This window comes from Pseudomonas koreensis (genome assembly GCF_012986595.1).
Classification (GTDB): Bacteria; Pseudomonadota; Gammaproteobacteria; order Pseudomonadales; family Pseudomonadaceae; genus Aquipseudomonas; species Aquipseudomonas koreensis.
This window is the reverse complement of the sequence record NZ_JAAQYM010000008.1, coordinates 212,721-232,210: the sequence shown is the minus strand read 5'-3', so window position 1 is coordinate 232,210 and position 19,490 is coordinate 212,721. Positions and strand designations below refer to the sequence as shown.

Below are 19,490 nucleotides of genomic sequence, written 5' to 3'. Positions count from 1 at the left end.
GTAAAGCCGGTCGACGTAGCTGCCGTCTTCGACAGCACTCACGCCGCCGCCGGCTTTTCCTTTCCCGCGTCGGGGCCTTTCGGGTTGTACAGCGCCACCAGGTAGGCGTTCAGCTGCACCGACACTTCCAGCACGCCGGTCTGCCAAACTTGCTCAGCGACAGCCTCTGCAGCTTTGCCTTTCAGGCCTGCGCCGCCGGCGATGATCACCGCGCAACCGTCGATGCTCAGCGCGTTGAGCGCTTGGGACGCGCCGCGCAGCCCGCCGAAGTGAGCTTCAATCGCACGCACGGCACCGAGCGTTGGGGTCAGGGTGTAAGTCTCGTCGCCAAGCTTGATCTCGACGGTACCGTAAAGGGTTTTGCTCATATCGCGAATCCTTGGGTTTCGGGGCCGAAGCCCCGCAGGTTAGGCGGCGGCAGCCGGGAGAATTTCCAGGATGTCGGAGTTGATGCCGATCGTGACGTTGCGGCGAACCACGTTGTCAGCGGCGCCGGCGGCGACTGTGTTGTTCATCACCTTGCCGCGCAGGTAGAACGTGGTCGGCAGGAGCGCCGGGATAGCATCCGGATCGCCATCGTTCAGGGTGATCTTGATGTTGTAGTCGCCCTTGCTGCGGTCCTTGTGCGCGACCTTCAGCTTCGCCTGGCCCAGATCGCCGTTGTCCAGACCTACGGTCAGGGTCAGGTCGCCGGCGTCAGCGGTGCCCTTGTACTTGCGCACGCGGCCATCGCGCAGAGAGGTGAAGGTCACGGAGCTGAACGTATCGCCGAACTCGCCCAGGTCTTCCACCTCGCCGATATCGACGTAGGTGTCTGCCTTGTAGAGCGCTTCGGTATCAGCACCGTTCTTGCTACCGATGCCGATCCGGCAGCCGGCGGCGGTGTTGAGGTTGTCTTCGGCCATGGGGGTTCCTCCAAAGGCACATTGGATAAAGCCGCGGTGCGGCCGGGGTTGGGGTTTAGTGGGTGGTGATAACGCGGACCGTGATCGATCCCTGGTACGTGACGCCATCGGCATCACGCTGGGCGTCAGCTTGTTCGACCCGGACCGATACAGCGCGGCCGACGGTCAACGGCAAGCGGCGCTCATCAAGGGCTGCTACAACCTCGCCGAGGATGCGCTTCACCTCGGCCTGGCCGTGAGCATCCGACCAGACCGAAAGGTAGATCAGGCGCTGCTCGCGCTTCCTGCCGGCAATCGGCGTGATGTTGGTGGAGATCTCCCGGTCAATCGAGACATAAGGCATATCCGTATCCATGGGCGCGCCGTCGTAGATCGGACACGTGACCTCGGCCTCAAGCCGGGCGAACAGCGCTTCCTGCAACGCAACAGAAGGATCACTCATCGCTTGCTCCCATGCTGGCCTTGCGCAGCGTCCCGGCCACCGCTTCGCGGATATTGGCCAGAACGAATTCGCGGTTCACGTCCTTGGCCGGCCGCAACCATGGATGAGCCGGCCGGGCCGGGATATCCGGGTACTTGCCGTAGAATGTGGTTCCATCTGACTTGTTCTTCGTGTCACGGGCGCGCAGCGCGTTGCGTCGTCCAGACAGCTTGGACTTGTCACGGTTGACGGTGTGCTCACCGCCCACGGCGTTTCGGTCTGCTCGCCGATACAGGGTGCCGCTGTACCCCTTCGTCCCGTACTCCAAAAAACGCAAATAGAAGAATCGCTGGGTGTCTCGCTTCCCCCGGATGCCGATCTCTGCGTTGAGGCCGCTCTTTGACACGAACACCTTCAATGCGGCCGAGGCGGCGCCCGTGTCCTTCGGTATCAGCTGCCTCATCGTTGCCAGTATCTGGTCAGCGCTTTCCTTCATCACGCCGACCAGTTCGTTATCCATCGTTGCGTGGATGTTGCGCAGCGTCCGGCGTAACTTGAAGTCGCCCGACATGCGGGATCGGCGAGCGGCCATGGCCTACTCCTTGGCCTTGGGAGCCTTTTCAGTGTTCGGGGCGGGCTCGGTGACCGGCTCTACCAGGCCGCGCGAGATCAGGTCAGCGCCCAGCTTGGCGTCGACCGTAAATTCCTCGCCCTTTTCCCGATCGCCAGTTGCGCCAGACAAGGCGCCCAGTGCAATAACTCTCATAAATTCACCCTCAAGGGTTGGAAACGGTTGAGCAAAGCAGCCGGAGCATGCTGTGCTCGTTGTCGATCAGCGGGGCGCCGATCAGGTAGGTGGTGGTGATTCCTTTTTCCGTGTTCACAAGACGGTTGCCGGCGACAGCATCGGCCCTTGGCCGGATACGAATCTCGGCAGTCACCACCACTCTCAGTTGCTCGGCAACGGGAGATACGCGCCCAGTCGGCAGCGTGATCTCACACCAAAGCTGGCCGACTTCCGTCCAGCTGGTATCGAAGCCGCCAGATTTGTTCTTAGTCAGCACCGGCTTGAACATGGTGCACCGGTGACGCATTGGACCGGCTCTCATACATTCACCCATCGGTGAGGCTTCCAGAGCGCATTGGTTGCCATGGGCAACTCAGCAGTGATCGTTCCGATCACCACCGTCTCGCGATTGCTGTACCAGTGGCCGATCAGTAAAAGCGCCCCTTGTTGGATTGCCTTCGTCATCAACAGCGCATTGCCGACCGGATCTGGCAACGCCACCTCCGGATCGACAAGTGTGCGATTGGTCCAGGTCTCGAAAGCGCTGAGGGCCGCATCCCTGTAGCCCTCAATCAGCGCATCCTCATCGTCATGGTCGACCCGTAAGTGAACCTTGACGATGGAAAGATCAATCACCCTTTGGCACCAATGCCTGAAGCGCCTCTTTGTTGGCGGAGGGATCGAACTCAATCCCCTTACCGATGAGCCACGCCTTCAGCTCAGATACCTTCATCTTGAGCGGGTCAGTTTCTTTCTGCGCCTCGATCGCCGCGTCGATTTCTTCCTGCGAGCTGCGCGACGCATAACCCTCTGGCGGGTAATTCACCGCTAGGTAGCCGGCGGCGACAAACTCAGCAATGGTCGGACCATCCAACTTCAGACCATTTGCGTCCAGTTGATTAGCGTAGGACGCCACACCCAGGTGCTCGACCGCCACCAGAGCACATCGCTCCGAGACATCCTGCTCACCGACCGCAACCTCAACTACATGATTGCCATCTGCAGAGAATGGGAACGGTTTTTTCACAATAATGATCGGCATAAATCCTCCAGAAGGCTGGGCGCCCGTAGGCACCCGCCCAGTCAGGCAGCGGCGCTCAGGGTGAGAATCTTCACAGCCTGGGAGTCGACCAGCATGCCGCCGACGCGCTTGGTGGTGTAGAAGCCAACGAACGGCTTGTTGGTGTACGGGTCACGCAGCACGCGGGTACCGATGCGATCCACCACGGTGTAAGCGCGCTTGAAGTCGCCGAATGCGATGGCATTGGCGTCAGCCGCAACATCTGGCATGTCTTCGTTTTCAGTGATGCCGTAACCCAGCAGGACCGAGGGTGCGCCCGCTTCCAGGCCAGGGCGCCACAGATAGTTGCCCTCGCTGTCCTTCAGCTTGCGGACGTAGGCAACGGTCAGGTTGCCCATCATCCAGGTGCCATTGGCGCGGTAGCCCGCTTTGAGGGCGTGAATCAGATTGATCAGGCTGTCACCAGTGATCGCACCGGCGGTGCCGCTCAACAGCTTTTGCAAAACACCGAAGGCGCGAGCGTCGTCGTCCTTCACATCCAGGCCGTACGCCAGCAGACCTTTCGGCTTGTTGACGCCATCACCTTTCAGGAAAGCATTGCCTTCCTTCTCGGCGAAGTCGCGGGCGACCTCACCATTCAACCAACCCTCAGCATCGAAGAAGATGTCGTCAAGGCTGGTCTGAGTGGCTTGTGGGTTGGCGTACAGCTCACCCATAAACGCAGAGATGTTGCCGAGCTTTGGAGTGTTGGTTGCAGGACGCGGATCGGTTTCACCCACCCAGCCTGCGCCGTTGCCGCCAAGGTTCACCAAACGCTTGTAGTCGGGGCTGCCAACAGTGATTTGGTTGCACACCTGGCGCATCGGCGAGGTATCGCGCAACAGCTCAATGATGCTGCGGTCCAGCTCTTCCGGAACCGCGAAGCCGCCATCGGCATCAACGCCGACCTGCAGTGCCTTCGCCTGCAGTTCGCCCAGGCCGGTCTCGATACCCTTGCGCACGAACTGCATAAAGGCGGTTTTATGCTCGCTGGCCGCCTTGGTGCCGGTGCCGTCTGGACGTTTGAGGGCCAGCAGTTCTTTTTCAAGATCACTCTTCAGCGCATCCAATTCGCTCAACTTTTCGTTGAGCGTATCGACCTGGCCAGACAGCTTGCCCTTTTCTTCTTCCAAGCCATCGATGCGCTTGTCATTGGTCTTTTTGAACTCGTCGAACTTCTTGCCCAGGGCTTCGGCGACGTCTTCGATATCTTTCTTTTCAACAGCCATGAGAGGCTCCTTAGATGCGGGTCAATAGTGATTTGAGTGATTGCATTGCTTCGTCGGCATCCGCCTCTCGCGGTGAAACTGCGCCGTAGCCCTTGGCCATAAAGGCCTTGGCCTGGGAGCCAGAAAACCCAACCTCTCGAAGGGCTCGCTCCACTTTGCTGGGCGGCGGTGTTTCGCCGCGAGCCAGCAGAGATTTCACATCAGTGATCCGGGCTTCGTCGTTGGCTGGAAAGGTGACCGGGGAGACTTCCCATAGGTCGATCGCCTTCAGCAGCCAGATGCCCTTTTCCTTGTCGTATTCGTAATCGTCGAGCATGTAGCCGATGGACAAGCCAGTCAGGCTTCCAGCCTTCATGTGCCCGTGAGCACGCTTGGCCAGCGGATCGTCATCAATCAGCAGGCGGCCTTTGACGAGTAACCCGGTGTCGTCTTCGCGCATCTCTGTGTAGATGCCGATCGGCTCGCTCATCTGGTGCTGCCAGAGCATGGCCGGCAGGCGACCCTTCTCTTTCCACTTGGCCAGGCTGGCCGCGAATGCACCGCGAATCACTACGTCGCCGTAGCTGTCCTCGACGCCAAACACGGAGCCATAACCTTCGAACTCTCCGTTGTCACCGACCGACTTAAGGGTCAGCGGCACGTCAAGACGCTGTTTTGTCTGCATCGTCGGCAGCCTCTGGTTTGGTAGTCATGTTCATTGGGGTGAGGTAGATGTCGCCGCCCTCTCGGGGGTTTTTGTCCTCCAGCTCGCGGCAGTCGTTGGGGCTCAAGATCCCCCACTGAATACCCTTGCCGTAGGATTCGTATCGGCCCTTCAGATCGCCGCGCATCAGCGCTCCGGCGTTGAACTTGGCGTAATGCGTCAAGCGGTCCTTTTCGTTCAGCAGGCCGACCTGAATGCGGTGCTCGATGCGGGTCATGATCGGAACCAGCGAGTAGTTCACGAAGCTCATGCCCATGTGCTCGATGTTGTTGAGCGTCATCTTTTCCATGCTGGCCACCAGGTGTGGCGGCACACGGAACAGGCCGCAGATCTGCGACTCGGTCAATTTTTTTGACTCGATGAACTGGGTGTCTTGGGCGTTGAGGCTGATTGGTTTCCAGTCCAGCCCCATCTCCAGAATCATGGGTTTATAGGCGTTGGCCACCCCCATGTGCTCGCCTTGGAACTCCGTCTTGAGACGACCGAAAGCTTCATCGGTGAGCGCCTGTTCTGTGCGCAGAACACCGCTCGTGACCGCTCCGTTGGTGAAGAGCTTGGCAGCATGAGCATCCATCGCCTGGCCAAGACCCAGCGCTTGGCGAGCGTAAGCGATGGGATTCAGTCCGTTGAGACCGTCCAGCGTAAACAATCGCACATGCCAGATCTCATCTTGAGTCAGCGTCTTCGTGCCCGACTTGAAATTGACGGTGTACTCAACTGTCCAGTCGTCCTTGAGCTTTGGGGTGACGATGTCCGGGTTAAGCGGCAGAAGCTCAACCACACTCCCCAGCGCCTTCACTTTGTAGGCGTAGAAATTGCCACGAAGACACAGGCACGCCACCAGCATTTCCCAGAATTCCTGGGCAGTCATGTAGCTGTTGGGGGCCATGGTGATCAGCGGATAGAGGCGATGCGCCGTTGCCGGCAGTCGAACCCGGCCGGTCTGTTTCAAAAGCCTGCAAGGCAACATTCCCATCGATTCGGCCAGAACTCGCACGCAGTTGAATACGACCAGCTGCTGCATAGCGCTGGTTGTAGTCACCCGCTGACCAGCATTGCTTTCGTAGCCGGCCCCCAGCGCCTGGGCAAGTTTCTCTGGTGTATCGATTACCTGTGGCCCGGACTTTCTTCCAAGCAGTGCGCGGAGCATCAGCGACCACCCCGCAGTATTGAGACAACCGACAAGACGATCAGCAAGAAACCGCAGACGGTCAAAGCCAGCGGTTCACCCATCCACGCCCAAAGACCGCGCGTCAGCAAAGCCAAACCAAGGACGCCGACGAGATCGGGGGCAGCCTCTTTCAGCATCTCCAGCTTTGGCGGCTTGATTTCATCGGTCATAGGGTTCTAATTCCGTGTTTTGTAATGTGGTCAGAAAGGCTTTCAGCAACCTTCTCTGTCGCGCTTGCTGCTCCCACGGCCATAGCCATAGCGACAGCCCCGTCAATCCGACCGGTCTTTTTGCGCTTGGAAAAGATTCTGTTTTCCTGGGCGTCGGCCTCCATCACAGCGGAAGCGACGTTCCAGGTAAGGCATGGGTTTGGCAGCACTTGGATTTGCCCGGTGAGGATCAAGTCCTCGACCAGATCAATGGAGTGAGTCATCCACAGATTCGACTCGCGCGCCGGGCGAAAGCCCTGGCCGTGCGGCACCAGATTCAACTCGATGCCCTGAGCCTCAAGCTCTACCTCCAGATAGGTCATGTGGTACGGGTCAAACGCCAACGCCTTTATTTCGAACTTTGCGGCGAGTTCGCCCAGCCGCTTGGCGACAAAGGCGTAGTTGATTGCCTTACCTGGCGGCGCGTGGATGTGTCCATCCTCAAGCCAGATGTCATAAGGCACGCCGTCAATCGCGGCGCGATCAAGCAGCGTGTCCTTTGGGGTCCAGAACTCCGCGATAGACTTGCCCTGCTCTGGGAAATACAGGTTCAGCGCCGTAAGGTCGCGCTTACCTGAAAGGTCGAGACCTGCATAGCAAACCTGACCAGCCAGCTTCTCGGGATCGAACTTCGTGCAACACGACAGCCAGGTGTCGATGTCGACCCATGGATTTGCAGCATCCACCCACTGGCAGAAGTTCAGGCGCCGGACAGTGCTCGCCTTGGCTGGCATCCCCTTCGCATCGGTCACCTGCTCGCGCAGATACTTCGGTTGGAAGGTATGGCCCAGCGATGGGTTTGCCTTGCCCCAGCACTTCTCATCCTTGAACGGATCGTCGCCCTTATCCAACGAACAGATGAAGGCAAAGAAACCGTCGTTGAAATGACGGTGCCTCTTTGTCACACCTTTGGCGCCAGCCGCGCAGACGTTCACACCGAGCTGGTGGTAGCTGTAGCAAACAGAGTTTCGGTCATGCCCGCTGTTGGTGATCATCAGGATCAGCGCTTGGCGCCGGCCCTTGGTGCCCGCCCGCATGAACTCGACGGTCTTGTTATTCTTGTGTTCGTGAACTTCGTCGATCAGTGCGCAGTGAGGCCGCGGCCCAGACTGCCCATCGTCGGAACTGATAGGGCGAAAGAACGAGCCGGTCGCCAGGTAGGCCAAGTTCCAGACCTTTTCATCGCGACCTGACTTCTTGATTTTCTTCTTCAGCGACGGCGATTGATCGACCATCGCCACCGCATCGCGGAACAGGATCATTGCCTGATCACGCTTCGTCGCGGCAGCGTACACCTCGGCGCGAGGTTCGCCGTCGGAGGTCATGCAGTAGAGGCCGATCCCGGCCGCTAGCGGCGACTTGCCTGAACCTTTGCCCGATTCAATGTAAACAGTGCGGAAGCGGCGGAAGCCATCCGGCGCCATCCAGCCGAAGATAGATCCAACGATGAACGCCTGCCAAGGCAGCAAAACGAATGGCAAACCTTCGTGCTCACCGCCGTTGAGCTTCAGCACTGTCTTGAAATAGCGGATAGCCCGGTTGGCTTTTTCGAGATCCCAGGTCAGCCCGCGTTTCGGCCCGTCTTCAAGGTCCCGCAAGTGTCGACCACAGGCGTTTCGAATATCTGGACCGGCCAACACCTTGCCGGAGTAAACCTCCTGAGCCCAGGCCGTTACTGGGTCGACCGCATAGGAAACCTTCTTGACCTCAATTGAAGAACTCGTCTTCAGGGTCTTTTTCTTGAAGTTCGCCAATGGCCTGGACCTTGGATCGGGCGGCGGGTGTCATGCCGAAATGGGTAAGGTAAGAGAGCAGCCGGCGGTCGGCGTCAGCCGCCATCGCCACCGCCGGGTGCGCTTTAATCAGCCCGGCTTCGGTCGAGTAGGTGTGGCCCTCTTCGGAAATAACTTTGGTTAAGCGTCGAACCTCGGCGGCAACTTCACACAGGCGCTCGAGAGTTTGAAGATCGGCTTCGGTGAGCACGCCCATGGACGTAGCGAGAGGGCAGAATATTTTCCACACTGCCTGACCATCGGCCGTCATCGTTGACGGCGGCGACTGGTACGATGCCACTGCGAGCTGAGGCTCCCGCTTGTTTTCCCGACTGGCACGCAATGTGCCGGTGACCTTTTTCTGGGTCGTCGGTGCGGGGGTTCTTCCCTTCAAAAAAAACTCTCCAATTCTGGCTTTTTGCGTAAAGAGGGTCGAGGGCGGTCCTATATGCGGAAATCCCGAACTTTTGACCCTCCCCCTATGGGCTGTGACGTGCCACAACGAAGGCGCATGAAATCGGCGAGACCCATTCTCATTTTACGGTCTTCGACCGATTCCAGTGGTGATTCGGGTCGATAGGTAGGCCATTGACGTCACACCCGACCACAACGCCGGACTTCTCCTCTCGCTGCTTCGCGCTGTCATGGCAGACCTTGCAAAGGCTCTGCAGGTTGGTCGCGTCGAAGAACAGCGTTACGTCACCTCGGTGCGGCTTGACGTGGTCGGCAATGTTGGCGGCGACCACGCGCCCTTGCGAGGAGCATCGACGGCACAGCGGCTCTGTCTGGAGCTGGCTCCACCGAAGGCGAAACCATTCCTTCGTCTTGTAGAGGTGATGCCAAGGCGATGTGTTCGCCATCAGCCTTCAACCTTCCGAGCTGCCGCCCGATCGTAATAACCGCGCACCTTCTCGACGCCGAGGAAACCAACGGCGCCACCGGCGAACGTGGCCATGCTCTGCGGTAACCCCATCCATTCAAGGAGTGGCACCAGCGAGAGCGTGACCAGGCCGCACAGCGCCCCCTCCAGATACATCTGACGGCGAGTGCCACCGCCGTACATCACCCGCAGCACAGCGATGCCGACCGAAAGGCCAGCGGCATAGAGCTGCGGCTGATGCAGCAGCAGCCAGGCGAGCACAGCGGCCCACAGTCCGGGATCCTTCTCAGGCATGTTTGGCATCTCGATTCCTCCCTTTGGGGGAGTGCATTAGATCCGGCTCCAGCAGCACTCCCAGCTCAGAGCGATGGGTGTGGTGGAGCCGAAAACGAAAAAGCCCCGGCGAATGCCGAGGCTCATGGAATTCCATAAACGAAAAAAGCCCCGCAATTAACGAGGCTTTCAGTGGTGCGACTTGTTACGGATGCGTGATCGACACAGTGATGGTTCCGCTCGCGATTACATCAACCAGAACCAAAGACTTTGGATACTTCCGGTAAAGGCGATCTCGCAACCCTTTGACGATTAACTGGCGGCGCGCCGGATGCTCATCGTCGGTGCCAACTGATGAGTGAGTAACTTGTCGCGCATCCGCTGCGATGCAAATCTGCTCAAAAATTTCACCGATCTGGGCTTCAGTTTCTCGATCCATTTAATCCTCTCCATTCAAAGAGAACCACAATGATCGAACGCTACCCAAAAAGCAAAAAGCCCATCTCAGAGACGGGCTTTGCACGCGGAAAAACCGCAAAGTAACTGAAATCTATAGTCAGTCCCCGGGCCTGTCAAGCGGCCTGACGTCGAACATCGAGCGCGCCATCAATCCAGGCCACGCCGGCCTTCCAGAGCTGCCGGGTCTTTTCTTCGCCGAACTTCATCTTCTTGCCGACTTCCATCAGCGATGTGTCCCGGCTGGTGTAGTAGCGCATCAGCACCTGGCCGCATTCCGGGTAACGCTTCAGCAGGCGGCCCATCAGACCATCAATCATCAGCGCGTCGTCATCGGTGATCATCGGCGACAGGATCGTGTTCTCGCGGGAAGCGCAGCAGGACACGCCAGAGCCCAGCACGACCCAGCGGCCCCAGTGCTCCAGCAGATCCTCGGCGGTACGTTCTTTAAATGTCGGTGTGAAAGCCATGGCTCAATCCCCAGTGAAGTTGGTGGCACCAGGGCCACGGCGGTTGTTCTCGTTGTATTGCGCTTCAGCCCCGGCTGGCTTGAAGCACTTGAACTGCGCAATCTCGTGCTCGGCAGCCTGGAGACGAATGCTCAGCTGCGTCACCAGCACCTCTAGCGTTAGGGCTTCGCCAGTTTCGGCGGTGACCCAGCCCGAGGCGGCGCACTGCACGCAGCCCAGCTCATGGAAAACGCCCTTGATCACCGCGCGACCACGGCACGCCGGGCACTTGGCCAGGTCGAGCATCGCGGCGCGGAAGGCTGGTCCGTGAGACTTATTCATTGAGCCTCCAGCAGCTGCTCGTGCAGGCGGTAGACGTTTGGGCCATCACCATGAGGCCAATGCTCCACCGAAAGCTCCTTGCCGGTTTGCATGGTCAGCACCAGGTGCTTGCCGCCATTCCAGTTCTCGTACCGCATCGAGCTGACTTCGGCTGGATTCACGGCGAGGCCGGATGCCTCATCGAGCAAAATCATCATTTTTAAACCTCGCCTTTTATGGTTTCGTGATTTGGCTAGAAGCCGCGCCATTCAAAGCCTCGGCGGCATTCTGCGAATTTCCGTTTCTAGTCATGGTCGAGCGGTGAATCAGGCTGAAGCCTTTCGCGTCTAACCATTCGTGCCACTTGCTCAGGGCTTCGCGCTTGAGCAGTTCGGCGGATGTGTGGATGTAGGTCTGCACGTTGCGGGTCATCGTGTGGTTCACCAGCATCTCGCCGATGAGGAAGTCCACGCCGAGATCAGTCCAGCCGGTGCGGGCCACCTTGCGCAGGTCGTGGCTTGTCCACTCGCCCTTCCCCAACCGGGTGAACACGGCACAGGCCTGGCTGTCGCTGAGGCATCCACCGCCACGAGCCGGGAAGACGAACGCGCCCTTGTAGCCCTTAGCTGCCTGCCAGTCCCGGTACCGCTCCAGCAGCGCGCAGACCTGATGCGTCAGTGGCAACCGATGCTCGCAGCGGGTTTTGGTGTTCTCGGCCGGGATGAACCACTCGCCCTGCTCGCCCAGGGTCAGGTGCGCCCACCGAGCCATGCGGGTTTCGCCGACGCGCGTACCGTGGCAGAGCATCATCAGCGCCAGCATGCAGTCCTGCGGGTACCGGTCGAAACTGGCGGCCAGGTCCCCGATCACATCCTCGAGCTGGACGGCGCGCAACCGGGAAGGCTTGGGCTGGATCTTGGCCTTAGTGAAGTCGGTGAACTTGAAGCCCGCGATCGGGTTGGAGCTGATCATGCGCAGCTTCTCGGCCTGCCGAAACGCCACCACCAGCACGCCCCACATCAGGCGCACGTAGGACAGCGAGAACTCGGCCTGCATCGGCCACATCAGTTGCTTGTCCAGGGTGAAGCGGTCCACCTCCTCCACCAGCAGCTCACCGAGCCGCGGCTTCAGGTGGCAGGCGATGATCGAGGTGTTGGTGGATCGGCGCTTGGCCGACAGGCTGCGGTCAACGGCTTGGCGCGCCGTGAACCAGTCGAGCAACTGGCCGACCGTCTGCAAGGTGCCGGCTGCAGCCGAGGCCTTCGGGTCAGCGGCAAGGCGCTCGCGGATCTTCGGCAGCGCATTGATCAGCCCTTTCACCGGCAGCTCCGGGAAACCGGCAATCTTCTCCCACTTCTTGCCAACCACCAGGTGCCAGGTACCGCGCTCGCGATTCTTGTGGAAGCGAAAGTAAACGCCGGGATACCGCGCGTCCCGCATGTCACGGATATCGGTGTTGGCCGATTGCCGGCGGATCTCGGCATCAGAAAACGTGGTCAGCAGGCTCTGGCTCATGGGGTGTTCGGCTCCGGGTCGATTGGATATTCCCGGATGTGCACGCGCACCGCGCCACCCGGCACCGGCTTGCCGATATTGATCGTGGTGACGAAGTTCTTATCGTCGATACCCAGGCCATCGGCGATGCCATCCCGGCCGGCCTTGAAGCGCGCCAGCAGGTTGTCATCGTCGTAGGAGCGACGATTCGGCGGGCAGAACGTGACCCAAAAGTACTTCTTGCTGCTGAGACGCGGTGCATCCAGCGCCAGCGCGATCAGACCGCAGGTGCGACGGTACGCTTTCGCGTGTTTGTGTTTTTGCCGCCAGTGCACGCGCGCATTCGGACTCAACTCCTTTGGCGGCCACGGCAGCGTCATGTCGATCATGCAGCCCCCTTTACGGTGAGAATTCCGGCCCGGATCAGGCCTTCGTGGGTTTCGGCAATGGCGCGCGGCATGTCCTGCCAATCGACGTCGCCAGCGGCGCGGCCGTCGATGACGTCGTGGCAGGCACTGCAGGCGTACACCGCGACGGTGTCGAAGCCCTTCATGCCCATGCCCTTCTGCCCGCATGGCAGATGCGCAAGGACGGTGGTTTGTGGGTTGTAATTGCAGATGCCCGGCATCCGGACGGTGCACTCTTGGCCATTGGCCGAGGCGCGGAGCTTTCTCGAACTCACGCGCATGCTGGCTTCCCCGTGACGACGTCGACGACTTCGTAGGTGCCCGGCCACATCCACGCCCCATAACGCTTGGCCATGGACTCATCGGCGAACAGCGCCAGTGCGTGATCAGGTGGTGAACTCAAATCAACCTTGAATGAGCAGCAGAACACAGCCCATCGGTAGGTCTCGATCTCAGGAACAGCCAGGCGGCGGTCAGGCATGGCGGGCAGCCCTCGATCGCATGGCACGCAGCTCAGCGAGCGCTTTGTTGCCGATCTCAGGCGTACGGCGGCCATCAACTCGGGCGGGCAATGCCAGCGGCATCTTTTGGAGCGGCAACCCATCGATCAAACGGCGCAGCGTGATCACGTAGTTGCGTTCGAACAGCTTGCGCGCCAGTGAGGTATCAAGGCGGTTCAGACTCTCGAAACCCGACTCCTTGGCCGTGTGCCAAATCGCATCGTGCGACCAGTTCGCCTGGCCGGCCATCGACGGATGGACATTGCGGCACGCTTCGCGAAATGCCGTTTCAAGCGGTGGCAGCCCAAGCATTTCTGGCGTGGGCTGGCACAAGTTGATGAACTTGCCGACGCTTGGTGCAAAGTCTGAGCCGAGCTTCCGGCACTGCTCGATACCGAAACGAATCTGCTCGACCTTCGTGATTTTCTCGGCCATGAACGCCTTGGTCCATGTGGCTTTCGCGGCGTTGACGGCATGGTTATCAGGCCACGCCTGCTTCCACGCCGGGAAGATAGCCATCAGCTCGCGGAACAGCGAGTTGATGACCTGTACGGTACCGGCATCCGCCTTCACTGGCGCGACTTCAGCCGAGGCCACGTTGGGCAACATTTGCAGCACACTCGAAACAGACTTCATCACAGACCTCCCAGGTCATCACCCCAACTGGTGTCATTGAAATCAGGCTCCTGCCCTCGGCCCGCTGCCTGCACTCGCTCACGCTTCACCCACTGGACCAGGCGGTAGCACCAGCCGGGGCTGGAATCGAGAGTGTTTGGCTTGGCGCAGTGGAAGCCCTTGAACTTGCGAACCGCTTCGTCAGGGACGCAGTCAACCGGAAGCCCTGCGATTGCGATCTGATCCGACAACGCTTTCTCGTTGGGCACCCAAGTGGCGAACATGGCGAAGCGCTGGCGATCATCCTGCGGCTCGATCGCGGCGCTGTTCTGTTCGGCAAGAGCGGCATCAATCTCGCGCTGCTGCAGCTGCTCTTCGGTTAATTGATGGTTAAGTGACGGATTGGGTGCAGCCGCTGCACCCCGTTCTGTCGTAGGTTGCACCCCGCTCTGTTGTGGATTGCACCCCGTGCCGTCATCTGCACCCCGTTCTGTACGGGGTGCAGCATTTGCACCCCGCAATAGTTGAAGGTCGTAAACGACTGGGCGGCGGTCATGGCGATCAATGTGAACAGCGGCGATCGCCTGGTTGCCCTTCTGGATCAGTCCGGACTTCTCCAAGTCGTCCAGCTTGTAGCGCACGGTGCGCTCGGAGAGTCCGGTGTCCTGAGCCAGGGTGGTAGCCGACGGGAACGCGCCAGCGCCATTCGATCCGGCATAGTTGGCCAGGCACAGCAGCACGTGCCGGGCACTGGCATCCTTGAGAACTTGCGTGGGCAAAGACAGCGCCCATGACATTGCTTGAACGCTCACAGCGAGGCTCCGATATTCAATTCGGCCAAACGGGCAAGGCCCTTTGGGGTAACGAGAGGATCGAAAGCGGCACGGTCAGCACCGGTTTCTGAGTCAGGCTTGAGAGCAGTGACTTTGTGGACCAAGAGCCCGGAGGTGATGCGTGGTTGGTAGGCAGTCCAGCGCCCGGAGCCTTGGCGACGGAAGATCCACCGGTTCTGCTGCATCCAGGCGAAGAGCTTCGAAGGCTTCAGCTGCAGATGCTTCGCAGCGTCGGTGATGCAGATAGCACCTTCCGCAGCAGCAAGCCTTTTGATGGCCGCAACCTTCGGTGCCTGATCGAGGATTACTAGGCGCAGGGTTTGGTTGTCCTTCGCCTGATCAGCGGCAGCCTGCAGCGCCTCGGCGTAGGTGGCCGGGATCTGGAACTGACCCGCTTGGGCCTCTAGCTCCTGCCAGCGATCAATGATCTTGGCACGCAGCTCGACGCTGTAACCGGACACGACGACGAGGGTGTCGCGCTGCGACAGCAGGAACTCGCGGTACACCTGCCCGTTCTGCGGGTGCACGTAGGGGGTGTCGTTTGAAGAAACGACACCCTTCGCAACCAGTGCACGGATGGTTTTCAGCACATTGTCGTGAGAGCTGCCGATCAGTTCGGCGATCACGCGAGACGACATGTGTCGCGACACGTTTTGAGATTGAGCAAAACGTGTCGCAGGATTCGGGGTATTGCCGGGGGTGACGTTCGTGTTCATACTGGCCCCTCAAGTTTGTTGTTTGAAGAAGCCGGTCTAGCCACCGGCTTTTTTTTTGTCTGCTTTTTATCTACTGTATGAATTCACAGCTATTCCAAGTCACTGTTACCCCACTCGATCAGCCTGGATAATTGGCCCAGCGAAATGGGGAATTCAGGCAATCGACAGTTCCGGCCAGATCTGCTTCCAGTCATCGGGCCGGAGAGCTTGACGAGTTACCTTTCCTTCGGTTGCGGACTCTGTTCTCGCAGCAATTTCTGCTGACGCGGTCTTGTGTCCGTAAGCGATGAGTCGCAGGTATGCACGGCTGGTGCCCGTCTTTTTGACGGAAGCGTCAGTAGCCGTTTTTAACCACTCAAGAAGTTGAGGATTTTTTGTCCGCATGGCGGGCCTCCCTTTAGATGCCTCGGATTATTACCCGCAGGTAATCTCAAAGCAATACCCGAAGGGAATTTACCTATTGGTAACAGTGAAGGATGATTTGCGGATGGATATTTCAGACATTCGCCGCGAAAATTTGCGGACACTCATGAAGCAACGCTTCGATGGAAAGCAGGCAAGAATTGCCGATGCTTTGGGCAAGAGCGCGAATTACATATCACGCTGCCTATCGACAGCACCGTCATCTGCTGGTAGTAAAAACATCGGAGAGGACTTCGCTCGAGACATCGAGATGAAGCTCGGACTTGATCGCTATTCACTGGATCGACCGGGAATGCAGCCGGTTAAAGTCGATAGCAATGCTCAGTTCTTGGGCCAGTTTTCGGTGTGGGACGATGACACACCGTTGGATGATGACGAGGTGTACGTGCCGTTCCTCAAGGAAGTAGAACTGTCAGCCGGGAGCGGAAGAACAGTCGTAGAGCCATCGCAACACCAGAAATTGCGGTTTGGCAAGCAAACGCTCAGGCGTCAGAACGTACAGCCAAGCGAGGCTGTTTGCGTAACAGTGAGTGGAAACAGCATGGAGCCCGTGCTACCTCATGGAAGCACTGTCGGAGTTGATCAAGGCAACACCGCTATCACTGACGGTAAGATGTACGCGGTGAATCATGGTGGTCAGCTCAGGGTTAAGACCCTATATAGAGTTCCAGGAGGCGGCATTAGGATGCGAAGCTACAACCAGCTTGAGCATCCTGACGAAGAATACAGCGCAGATGAGATGCTTAAAAAAGACATCATCGTGATCGGCAAGGTGTTCTGGTATTCGGTTCTGTTGTAACCCTCATCACAATTTCACTTTCGAAAAGCCCGCCTCGCACGCGGGTTTTTTTTTGCCAAAATTAAAATAATTACCTACAGGTATTGACCATCAATGTTACCCAGAGGTAATGTTTACCCATCGCCGGATAACAACCGGCCAGATGGAAGGCAGCGATGAACCGGCCTGAACGGTTCAGATGGGTGGCCACTACCCAAGGCGCGCAGCGTAAAGCGATCAAAAAAAGTGTTCTGGTGGGCCGAGCCGCGACCAGGTGAACAATTTGAAAGAGCCCGTACCGCGCCAGCAGCGTCGAAGGGACACGGAAAGTTTCACTGATGCGCCTGGTTGGCCGGGCGCATTGGGAAAACAACCGGGAGTTACAACAAATGGAATCGGAAATCGTTAGCGGTGCATGGAAGGGCTATCTCGGTCGCGGACTTGCACCGCGCGAGCTTCAGTTCGTGCTTTCTGCTGCTCAGGGCATGACAGCGAAAGAGATTGCCCGGGTGTTCAATGTTGAGCCGGGAACTGTGGTTAAGCGACTTTCGAACGCGATGTTCAAGCTTGGCGTTCACCGCCAGACCGCAATGGTCGCCGAAGCAATGCGCCGCCAGATAATTTCGCCGATGTGCATCGCTCTCGCGGCGCTTATCGCGATGCACTCAATGATTGGGGAGGACGCAATGCGCCGAGATCGACGCGTGCCGGAACGCAGAACAGCGCAAGTTCGAATGGTGCGCCGCGCCGAACAGCCTGAGCTGTACGCCTAACCCAAGCAACCGAGGCCAACAGCAAAGGCCCCGGTGTTGTAGCGGTTTTACTTGTCGGACTCGAGTTTCTCGATTCGACCCAAAAGGACAGAGACCACGTTGCACAGCGAGAAGATCGCCGCCGCCGCGTCCTTTGCATCCTTTGACTCGCCATGAAGTGCAAGTTTGTTCGCCACAGCCCGAGCTGTATCGATCGACTCAACTGTTCCGCTTCTTTCCTGACTCATAAACGTCCTCTGTTGTGCATCTTGGTAGAGCATTAAGCGTAACACCCGGTGCAATGCCTGTGCAGCAGATGCCCGACAACCACACTCAACCGGAGATCCACATGCTCCTGATCATCCTGATCGGCGTAGCGCTTTCGCATTTGCGGCCAGAACCGCCCTGCTCTATCGCGCTGCCAACCGATCCGCAACGTGCACACCGGGAGCGCTGGCGATGTACCGCCGGGGTCGCCGCGTTCTAGCGCTGAACGATCCCGCCAAAAATCTCGCCACCCGAGATCACTGCATCTGAGCAACACAAAAGGCCCTCCCGTCCAGTTGGGCCTTTTTTTTCGCCTCGCCTTTATCCGTCAGCACTCTCCCCTGCGCCCAACGGCAACCAGCAGGCGGCGCCGAGTGCTGACGAATAAACGCAACCCCACCACCGAGGTATCAGCCATGCACCCACTGATGCAGCAGCGCTCCGCAGGACTTGAAGCCTTGCGCCTCCGCGCAATCGTCGCCACCGCCGAGTTCTACTCACTGATCGGCAAGGAACCTCCCGTGCAGAAGATTCGCTACCAGGTCGTGCCCAAAGGTGAAAAGGCGTACCACATCGTGGAGCTCGCCACCGACAAGGTCCGGGGCTTCCGCTTCAGCTACAAGGAGGCGGTGAACTACGCGCAGGAACTGGAATCGCGCGCCAGCGGCGTGAAGCGCATGCCAGCGGGTGATCAGCGATGATCGGCGTTCCACTTCCAAACCCTCGGGACCAGCTGATCGACAACCTAAACCAGCAGCTCGACGCCTTCTTCGGCGCCGGCAACAAGATCGAACAGGTCGCGCCGGGCGTCTCCGGTGAGCGCGAGGCGATGTTTGGCACCTCGCACAGCAACAAGCTGCGCGCCGAACGCGACAAGCTGGCTCCGCGCCTGAAGGAACTGGCCGACAACGGCCTCACCGTCATCGAGGCAGCCAAAGAGATGGGCATGGAAACAAAGCGCGCCCGCCTCATCGCACGCGAGAACAGCATCAAGTTCCCGGGGCCTCAGTGAAGCGAACGATCAACCGAGCGGCCACGCGCCGCCGACAGCCCTGGCTGGACTTGCCGGCCAGCGGAATTGAAGAGGTAGGCCATGGCCAAGACGCCAACAGCGCGAGCGGGACAAGCTAACCCAGGCGGAAAAAGAAGCCGCGCTACTGTCGCGGCAGATTGTCACGAAGCTCTATCATAACGATGACGCCGCACTGAAGCGGGTAATGGCCCGAGCCGGCATCGACGAAGAGCAAGATCTGATTTCCCGATTCATTCGCGGCGCCGACCGAATGAGCGACGATCAGCTAGCTGATTACATTCGCATTGCGTGACAGGTAGGCGTGACCTACCTGTTACGCCGGCAGAACCGACCACCTAAAACTAGCTGGACACCATTCCGAGAATCGAAGCGCTGATGGAGGCAACTGTTTCCACATGAGGTAGGGCCGCAAGCAAGCTCCTGATAACCGTCCTTTTCGGAGCTTTAGAGCTAAGCTGCGTCTCAATTTCATCAACAACTTCGCCAACTTCCGCACGCGCCTGGGGGGCCAACTCGAGCTTGGAGAGCTCAGAGCGAAGGGCTGTAATCAAACTCGACACTTCCGGGTTGATCGTCACATTGTTGATCGAATTATCAACGCTGTGATTGTTAACCCGCGCGTTGGCACCGCTTATGTTGTAGGTGATGCTCCGAACAGCTTTTTCCGCCTCTGGGATGCCCATTTTTCTGACTCTCATCTGATAATGGGCCTCAAAATCCATGATCGCTTCAACGAAGCCTGGATCTATTACCTCAAATGTTTCAACCCCTCCGTTGGACATATTCCTCTGGATCAAATCACGAGGCTCAACAAGGATCGAAGCGTTCTCGAAAAAAATCTTGTCTCTCTGAACGCTCGCTTTCAGTCCATCGTAACGCTGTCCGTTGCTCTTGATGATTGAAATGTTGTCCGTAGCGAAGTCGTCAAACATCCCCATATCCTTCTCTTTTGTCTGGTTTTTGGTGGCTGAACCATGTTCCTTGCCGGTCACCCGTAATACCCCAACCAAAACCAAATTGCCACCACCGGTCACGG

Annotated in this window: 34 protein-coding genes; 4 read left to right on the top strand and 30 right to left on the bottom strand. The window is 58.6% G+C overall.

Annotated elements, in window-relative coordinates; translation table 11 throughout:
• Positions 1 to 38 precede the first annotated feature (38 nt).
• The 28 genes from HBN98_RS24530 to HBN98_RS24395 form a co-directional block, all read right to left on the bottom strand.
• Positions 39 to 368 (bottom strand): hypothetical protein, encoded by a 330-nt coding sequence (locus HBN98_RS24530; protein WP_083368535.1) that lies wholly within the window; start codon positions 366 to 368, stop codon positions 39 to 41.
• A 39-nt stretch (positions 369 to 407) separates the two neighbouring features.
• The gene (locus HBN98_RS24525) at positions 408 to 905 is read right to left on the bottom strand and encodes a hypothetical protein (protein ID WP_083368534.1); all 498 of its coding nucleotides are present in this window, start codon (positions 903 to 905) and stop codon (positions 408 to 410) included.
• 55 nt (positions 906 to 960) lie between these two features.
• On the bottom strand, positions 961 to 1,347 hold the full coding sequence (locus HBN98_RS24520) for a DUF3168 domain-containing protein (RefSeq protein ID WP_083368533.1): 387 nt from the start codon (positions 1,345 to 1,347) through the stop codon (positions 961 to 963).
• Positions 1,340 to 1,918: an HK97-gp10 family putative phage morphogenesis protein gene (locus HBN98_RS24515; protein ID WP_083368532.1), complete on the bottom strand. Its 579-nt coding sequence runs from the start codon at positions 1,916 to 1,918 to the stop codon at positions 1,340 to 1,342. The genes HBN98_RS24520 and HBN98_RS24515 overlap by 8 nt, the downstream gene beginning before the upstream one ends.
• Before the next feature lie 3 nt (positions 1,919 to 1,921).
• Positions 1,922 to 2,092, bottom strand: coding sequence for a hypothetical protein (locus tag HBN98_RS24510; protein WP_169844078.1), 171 nt, complete (start codon positions 2,090 to 2,092; stop codon positions 1,922 to 1,924).
• Between the two features lie 10 nt (positions 2,093 to 2,102).
• Complete coding sequence (locus tag HBN98_RS24505) at positions 2,103 to 2,435, bottom strand: head-tail adaptor protein (RefSeq protein ID WP_083368531.1); 333 nt, start codon at positions 2,433 to 2,435, stop codon at positions 2,103 to 2,105.
• Complete coding sequence (locus HBN98_RS24500) at positions 2,432 to 2,749, bottom strand: head-tail connector protein (RefSeq protein WP_083368530.1); 318 nt, start codon at positions 2,747 to 2,749, stop codon at positions 2,432 to 2,434. The genes HBN98_RS24505 and HBN98_RS24500 overlap by 4 nt, the downstream gene beginning before the upstream one ends.
• A complete protein-coding gene (locus HBN98_RS24495) occupies positions 2,742 to 3,155 on the bottom strand; it encodes a hypothetical protein (RefSeq protein WP_083368529.1) in 414 nt (137 codons plus the stop codon). Before HBN98_RS24495 ends, HBN98_RS24500 begins: the two co-directional genes overlap by 8 nt.
• Before the next feature lie 41 nt (positions 3,156 to 3,196).
• Positions 3,197 to 4,402 (bottom strand): phage major capsid protein, encoded by a 1,206-nt coding sequence (locus HBN98_RS24490; protein WP_083368528.1) that lies wholly within the window; start codon positions 4,400 to 4,402, stop codon positions 3,197 to 3,199.
• A 10-nt stretch (positions 4,403 to 4,412) separates the two neighbouring features.
• The gene (locus tag HBN98_RS24485; RefSeq protein ID WP_083368527.1) at positions 4,413 to 5,066 is read right to left on the bottom strand and encodes an HK97 family phage prohead protease; all 654 of its coding nucleotides are present in this window, start codon (positions 5,064 to 5,066) and stop codon (positions 4,413 to 4,415) included.
• Positions 5,044 to 6,255 carry a phage portal protein gene (locus tag HBN98_RS24480; protein ID WP_083368526.1) on the bottom strand — a complete coding sequence of 404 codons (1,212 nt, stop codon included), beginning with the start codon at positions 6,253 to 6,255 and terminating at the stop codon, positions 5,044 to 5,046. The genes HBN98_RS24485 and HBN98_RS24480 overlap by 23 nt, the downstream gene beginning before the upstream one ends.
• Positions 6,255 to 6,446, bottom strand: a complete 192-nt coding sequence (locus HBN98_RS24475; protein ID WP_083368525.1) for a hypothetical protein — start codon at positions 6,444 to 6,446, stop codon at positions 6,255 to 6,257. Before HBN98_RS24475 ends, HBN98_RS24480 begins: the two co-directional genes overlap by 1 nt.
• Positions 6,443 to 8,239 (bottom strand): terminase large subunit, encoded by a 1,797-nt coding sequence (locus tag HBN98_RS24470; RefSeq protein ID WP_083368524.1) that lies wholly within the window; start codon positions 8,237 to 8,239, stop codon positions 6,443 to 6,445. Before HBN98_RS24470 ends, HBN98_RS24475 begins: the two co-directional genes overlap by 4 nt.
• The gene (locus HBN98_RS24465) at positions 8,193 to 8,651 is read right to left on the bottom strand and encodes a phage terminase small subunit P27 family (RefSeq protein ID WP_083368523.1); all 459 of its coding nucleotides are present in this window, start codon (positions 8,649 to 8,651) and stop codon (positions 8,193 to 8,195) included. The genes HBN98_RS24470 and HBN98_RS24465 overlap by 47 nt, the downstream gene beginning before the upstream one ends.
• Positions 8,652 to 8,790: 139 nt before the next feature.
• Positions 8,791 to 9,117: an HNH endonuclease gene (locus HBN98_RS24460; RefSeq protein WP_083368522.1), complete on the bottom strand. Its 327-nt coding sequence runs from the start codon at positions 9,115 to 9,117 to the stop codon at positions 8,791 to 8,793.
• A complete protein-coding gene (locus tag HBN98_RS24455) occupies positions 9,117 to 9,440 on the bottom strand; it encodes a phage holin, lambda family (protein WP_083368521.1) in 324 nt (107 codons plus the stop codon). The genes HBN98_RS24460 and HBN98_RS24455 overlap by 1 nt, the downstream gene beginning before the upstream one ends.
• A gap of 175 nt (positions 9,441 to 9,615) precedes the next feature.
• On the bottom strand, positions 9,616 to 9,849 hold the full coding sequence (locus tag HBN98_RS24450; protein WP_083368520.1) for a hypothetical protein: 234 nt from the start codon (positions 9,847 to 9,849) through the stop codon (positions 9,616 to 9,618).
• Positions 9,850 to 9,982: 133 nt separating this feature from the next.
• The gene (locus HBN98_RS24445; protein ID WP_083368519.1) at positions 9,983 to 10,336 is read right to left on the bottom strand and encodes an antiterminator Q family protein; all 354 of its coding nucleotides are present in this window, start codon (positions 10,334 to 10,336) and stop codon (positions 9,983 to 9,985) included.
• A 3-nt stretch (positions 10,337 to 10,339) separates the two neighbouring features.
• A complete protein-coding gene (locus HBN98_RS24440) occupies positions 10,340 to 10,657 on the bottom strand; it encodes a hypothetical protein (protein WP_083368518.1) in 318 nt (105 codons plus the stop codon).
• Positions 10,654 to 10,854: a hypothetical protein gene (locus tag HBN98_RS24435; RefSeq protein WP_083368517.1), complete on the bottom strand. Its 201-nt coding sequence runs from the start codon at positions 10,852 to 10,854 to the stop codon at positions 10,654 to 10,656. Before HBN98_RS24435 ends, HBN98_RS24440 begins: the two co-directional genes overlap by 4 nt.
• Positions 10,855 to 10,870: 16 nt before the next feature.
• Positions 10,871 to 12,151, bottom strand: a complete 1,281-nt coding sequence (locus HBN98_RS24430; RefSeq protein WP_083368516.1) for a tyrosine-type recombinase/integrase — start codon at positions 12,149 to 12,151, stop codon at positions 10,871 to 10,873.
• Positions 12,148 to 12,519, bottom strand: a complete 372-nt coding sequence (locus tag HBN98_RS24425; RefSeq protein ID WP_083368515.1) for a RusA family crossover junction endodeoxyribonuclease — start codon at positions 12,517 to 12,519, stop codon at positions 12,148 to 12,150. Before HBN98_RS24425 ends, HBN98_RS24430 begins: the two co-directional genes overlap by 4 nt.
• The gene (locus tag HBN98_RS24420) at positions 12,516 to 12,818 is read right to left on the bottom strand and encodes a nuclease domain-containing protein (protein ID WP_083368514.1); all 303 of its coding nucleotides are present in this window, start codon (positions 12,816 to 12,818) and stop codon (positions 12,516 to 12,518) included. The genes HBN98_RS24425 and HBN98_RS24420 overlap by 4 nt, the downstream gene beginning before the upstream one ends.
• The gene (locus tag HBN98_RS24415; protein ID WP_083368513.1) at positions 12,809 to 13,018 is read right to left on the bottom strand and encodes a hypothetical protein; all 210 of its coding nucleotides are present in this window, start codon (positions 13,016 to 13,018) and stop codon (positions 12,809 to 12,811) included. The genes HBN98_RS24420 and HBN98_RS24415 overlap by 10 nt, the downstream gene beginning before the upstream one ends.
• On the bottom strand, positions 13,011 to 13,673 hold the full coding sequence (locus HBN98_RS24410; protein ID WP_083368512.1) for a replication protein P: 663 nt from the start codon (positions 13,671 to 13,673) through the stop codon (positions 13,011 to 13,013). The genes HBN98_RS24415 and HBN98_RS24410 overlap by 8 nt, the downstream gene beginning before the upstream one ends.
• Positions 13,673 to 14,449 (bottom strand): helix-turn-helix domain-containing protein, encoded by a 777-nt coding sequence (locus HBN98_RS24405; RefSeq protein WP_083368511.1) that lies wholly within the window; start codon positions 14,447 to 14,449, stop codon positions 13,673 to 13,675. The genes HBN98_RS24410 and HBN98_RS24405 overlap by 1 nt, the downstream gene beginning before the upstream one ends.
• An 11-nt stretch (positions 14,450 to 14,460) precedes the next feature.
• Entirely contained in the window at positions 14,461 to 15,123 is a 663-nt protein-coding gene (locus tag HBN98_RS24400; protein ID WP_169844080.1) for a phage antirepressor KilAC domain-containing protein, read from the bottom strand.
• A gap of 231 nt (positions 15,124 to 15,354) precedes the next feature.
• Entirely contained in the window at positions 15,355 to 15,585 is a 231-nt protein-coding gene (locus tag HBN98_RS24395) for a transcriptional regulator (RefSeq protein WP_083368509.1), read from the bottom strand.
• On the opposite strand from HBN98_RS24395, the gene HBN98_RS24390 reads away from it, so the two are divergent.
• Positions 15,584 to 16,423 (top strand): S24 family peptidase, encoded by an 840-nt coding sequence (locus HBN98_RS24390; RefSeq protein ID WP_229755028.1) that lies wholly within the window; start codon positions 15,584 to 15,586, stop codon positions 16,421 to 16,423. The two genes, HBN98_RS24395 and HBN98_RS24390, sit on opposite strands and share 2 nt — an antisense overlap.
• 368 nt (positions 16,424 to 16,791) lie before the next feature.
• Positions 16,792 to 17,175, top strand: coding sequence for a response regulator transcription factor (locus tag HBN98_RS24385; protein WP_083369419.1), 384 nt, complete (start codon positions 16,792 to 16,794; stop codon positions 17,173 to 17,175).
• Positions 17,176 to 17,222: 47 nt separating this feature from the next.
• Here the strand turns inward: HBN98_RS24385 and HBN98_RS24380 are convergent, their stop codons facing one another.
• The gene (locus HBN98_RS24380; protein ID WP_151101670.1) at positions 17,223 to 17,402 is read right to left on the bottom strand and encodes a hypothetical protein; all 180 of its coding nucleotides are present in this window, start codon (positions 17,400 to 17,402) and stop codon (positions 17,223 to 17,225) included.
• A 393-nt stretch (positions 17,403 to 17,795) separates the two neighbouring features.
• Between HBN98_RS24380 and HBN98_RS24375 the strand changes: the two genes are divergently transcribed.
• Positions 17,796 to 18,122: a hypothetical protein gene (locus tag HBN98_RS24375; RefSeq protein WP_229755027.1), complete on the top strand. Its 327-nt coding sequence runs from the start codon at positions 17,796 to 17,798 to the stop codon at positions 18,120 to 18,122.
• Complete coding sequence (locus HBN98_RS24370) at positions 18,119 to 18,433, top strand: hypothetical protein (RefSeq protein WP_083368506.1); 315 nt, start codon at positions 18,119 to 18,121, stop codon at positions 18,431 to 18,433. Before HBN98_RS24375 ends, HBN98_RS24370 begins: the two co-directional genes overlap by 4 nt.
• Before the next feature lie 362 nt (positions 18,434 to 18,795).
• On the opposite strand, the gene HBN98_RS24365 is transcribed toward HBN98_RS24370, so the two are convergent.
• Entirely contained in the window at positions 18,796 to 19,488 is a 693-nt protein-coding gene (locus HBN98_RS24365) for a hypothetical protein (protein ID WP_197678419.1), read from the bottom strand.
• Positions 19,489 to 19,490 lie beyond the last annotated feature (2 nt).